General features: G+C 72.9%; 4 protein-coding genes and 1 tRNA gene. 4 read left to right on the top strand and 1 reads right to left on the bottom strand.

All coding sequences use genetic code 11. The features are described from left to right. Positions 1 to 289, top strand: a 289-nt coding sequence (locus tag Y694_RS21100) for a helix-turn-helix domain-containing protein (protein WP_036236300.1), incomplete at its 5' end; no start/stop codon positions are given. 25 nt (positions 290 to 314) lie between these two features. Here Y694_RS21100 and Y694_RS23870 read toward each other — a convergent pair. After that, a complete protein-coding gene (locus Y694_RS23870; protein WP_197028843.1) occupies positions 315 to 779 on the bottom strand; it encodes a cupin domain-containing protein in 465 nt (154 codons plus the stop codon). Positions 780 to 909: 130 nt separating this feature from the next. Between Y694_RS23870 and Y694_RS21095 the strand changes: the two genes are divergently transcribed. The 3 genes from Y694_RS21095 to Y694_RS21085 all read left to right on the top strand — a co-directional run. Beyond that, positions 910 to 1,788 (top strand): LysR family transcriptional regulator, encoded by an 879-nt coding sequence (locus Y694_RS21095; protein WP_051495961.1) that lies wholly within the window; start codon positions 910 to 912, stop codon positions 1,786 to 1,788. 104 nt (positions 1,789 to 1,892) lie between these two features. Then, positions 1,893 to 1,966, top strand: a tRNA-Gly gene (locus tag Y694_RS21090). Positions 1,967 to 2,012: 46 nt separating this feature from the next. Continuing rightward, positions 2,013 to 2,705 (top strand): GGDEF domain-containing protein (locus Y694_RS21085; protein WP_051495960.1); only part of this gene is annotated, 693 nt, incomplete at its 3' end.

The following is a 2,705-nucleotide window of genomic DNA, read 5'->3' as shown; positions in this document are numbered from 1 at the left end:
CCCCGAGCGGCGCGAGCGCGGCAATGCCAGCGCGCGGCGCCGGCTGGTGGCCCAGGTGCGCGAGCGCATCGAAGCCGCCCCCGATCGCGCACCCAGCGTGCCCGAGCTGTGTGCGGCACTGCACGTGAGCCGCCGCACGCTGCAATACGCTTTCGAGGACGAAGTGGGCGTCAACCCGCTCGCCTACCTGCGCAGCGTGCGATTGAACGGCGTGCGTCGCCTGCTGCGCGAGGCCGCGCCCGGCCTGACGGTGCAGCGCGCGGCAGCCACTGGGGTTTCTGGAACCTGAGCGCCTTCGCCGGCGACTACCGGCGTCAGTCGGCGAGCGGGCGTCGGAGACGCTGGCGCGCGCCGCGGCGGCCCGGACCGGCGGCTGAACGCACGCCGCTGCGGTGGCGGTGGGCTGCTGCCACGGCAGCGCGATCGGCGTACCGTCCGGGAACTCCGCCCGCACCGGTGCCATGCCGAGCGCGGCGAACAGCCGCAGCTCGTGCTCGCCGTCGTTGAGGATCTGGTGCACCACACCCCGCGATGATGAGCGTGTCGCCGGCCTGGAAGGGCAGGTCGGTGCCGTTCATCGCCAGCAGACCCCGGCCCGCCAGAACCAGGACCACCTCCTCGCAATCGTGCCGGTGCGGCGGCGTGGCGCCGTGTCCTGCGATCGACTGCGACCAGACTTCCAGGCTCGACAGGCCGTCATCGGGGCCCGCGAGCGTGCGGTGCCGTATGCCGGGCAGCAGTTCGGGAAGCAAGGCGGGATGGGAAACGACGGCGTACATGGCAATCTCCTCGGAGCAGGGGGGCGATGCCTGCAGTGTGGGCAGCCGCCGGCGCGTTGATAAGTCCGGGGGCCGGCACTAGACTGCGGACAAGCTGTCATCAATCGAGCGTCCGAACGGCGTTCCGTCCATGGACCAACTCACCGGCATCCTGGCCTTCGTCCGCACCGCCGAGTCGCGCAGCTTCGCGCAGGCCGCGCGCCTGCTCGACGTGACGCCGTCGGGCGTCAGCAAGAGCGTCGCGCGGCTCGAGACGCAGCTCGGCCTGCGGCTGCTGCACCGGACCACGCGCCAGGTGTCGCTCACCGACGATGGCGCGGTGTTCTTCGAGCACTGCCGTCGGTTGCTCGACGACTTCGACGCGGCGCGCAGCCTGATGTCCGACCGCGGCGCCGCGCCGAGCGGGCGTCTGCGGGTGAGCGTCCCGTCGACGCTGGGCAAGCTGTTCGTCGTGCCGCGGCTGCCGCAGTTCCTCGCGGCACGGCCCGACGTGACGCTCGAGCTGGACCTGTCGGATCGCCAGGTGGCGCTCGTCGACGAGCGCGTCGACGTGGCGGTGCGCATCGGCACGCTTCTCGATTCGAGCCTCGTCGCGCGACCGCTGTGGACGCAGCAGGTCGTAACGATCGCCTCGCCGTCCTACCTGAAGGAGAGCGCGGCGCTCGCGACGCTGGGCGACCTGGCGCGGCACCGCTGCCTGAGCTTTCGCTGGCCGACCACCGGCCGCGAGCGGCCCTGGATGTTCCGCTGCGACGGCCGGGCGGTCCAGTTGCGGCCGCGCGTGCACATGATGCTGGACGAAGGCGAGGCGATGGTCGTGGCCGTGCGGGCCGGGCTGGGCGTGGCGCAGGTGCCGGACTACATGGCGGCCGATGCCATCGGCCGTGGCGAAGCGTCGAAGTGCTCGCTGGCATCCGGCCGCCGCCCACGCCGATCAACGCCGTGTATGCGAGCCAGCGCAACCTGCCGGCCCGCACGCGCGCCTTCGTCGACTGGCTCGCGACCCTGAGTGGCCCGGCGCCGCTGCCGGTCGTGCGCGTGCCTGCGCGCCGCCGTGCGCGCTGATCCGAGGCCTCGGCGTAGGGGCCTGCCGCGCTAGAATCGGCACGCATTGCGGGTGTAGTTCAATGGTAGAACGGCAGCTTCCCAAGCTTCATACGAGGGTTCGATTCCCTTCACCCGCTCCACATTCCGAGGCCACCCTGGTGGCCTTTTTCGTGCCCGGAGCCGGTGATGGCCGATGACTGCCGCCGCGTGTTGCTGGTCGGTTCGCTGCCCTGGGTGCCGGGGCCGGCGGCGCTGGCCGTCGCGGGCTGGGGTCGCTGCACGGTCGAGGCCTGCGCCTCGCCGGACGAGGCGCGTGAGCGGCTGCGCGCCGAGCCCTTCGACGCGCTGCTGCTGAACCTGCCGAGGGCGGCCGACGTTCGGGTGCTGGCCGCTGCCGTGGCCTCGCCGTGGTGGCAGGCCGATGCCGGTGACGCCGCTGTGCTGGTGACCACCGAACGGCCGAGCGCCGCGCTGGCGCAGGCGCTGCTGGAGCGCGGCGTGCAGGCGCTGCTGCCGTCGGCCGACCTGGCCGCCGCCGAGCGGCTATTGCCGGCGCTGCACCAGGCCGTGGTTCGCCAGCGCCTGGACCGACTGGCGCGCCGCGCCTACGCGACCGACCTGGCCACCGGCCTGCCCAACCAGATGCAGCTGCTGGAACACGTGAACCACCTGCTGGCGCTGCGCGAGCGCGAACCCGCACCGATGGCCCTGGTGGTGATCCACCTTGAAGGCCTGACGACGGCCGCAACGCAGCTCGCGTCGGCGGCGGAGCTGGGTGCGCTGCGGCGCAAGCTGGCGGTGCGGCTGCGCGCCGCACTGCGCGCCAGCGACGTGGTGGCCTCGGTCGGTGCGGACGCCTTCGCGGTGCTGCTGGCGTGG

Origin of the sequence: Methylibium sp. T29-B (assembly GCF_000576225.1) — a bacterium.
Lineage (GTDB): Bacteria > Pseudomonadota > Gammaproteobacteria > Burkholderiales > Burkholderiaceae_C > Methylibium > Methylibium petroleiphilum.
This window is presented reverse-complemented; position numbering and strand designations above follow the sequence as displayed.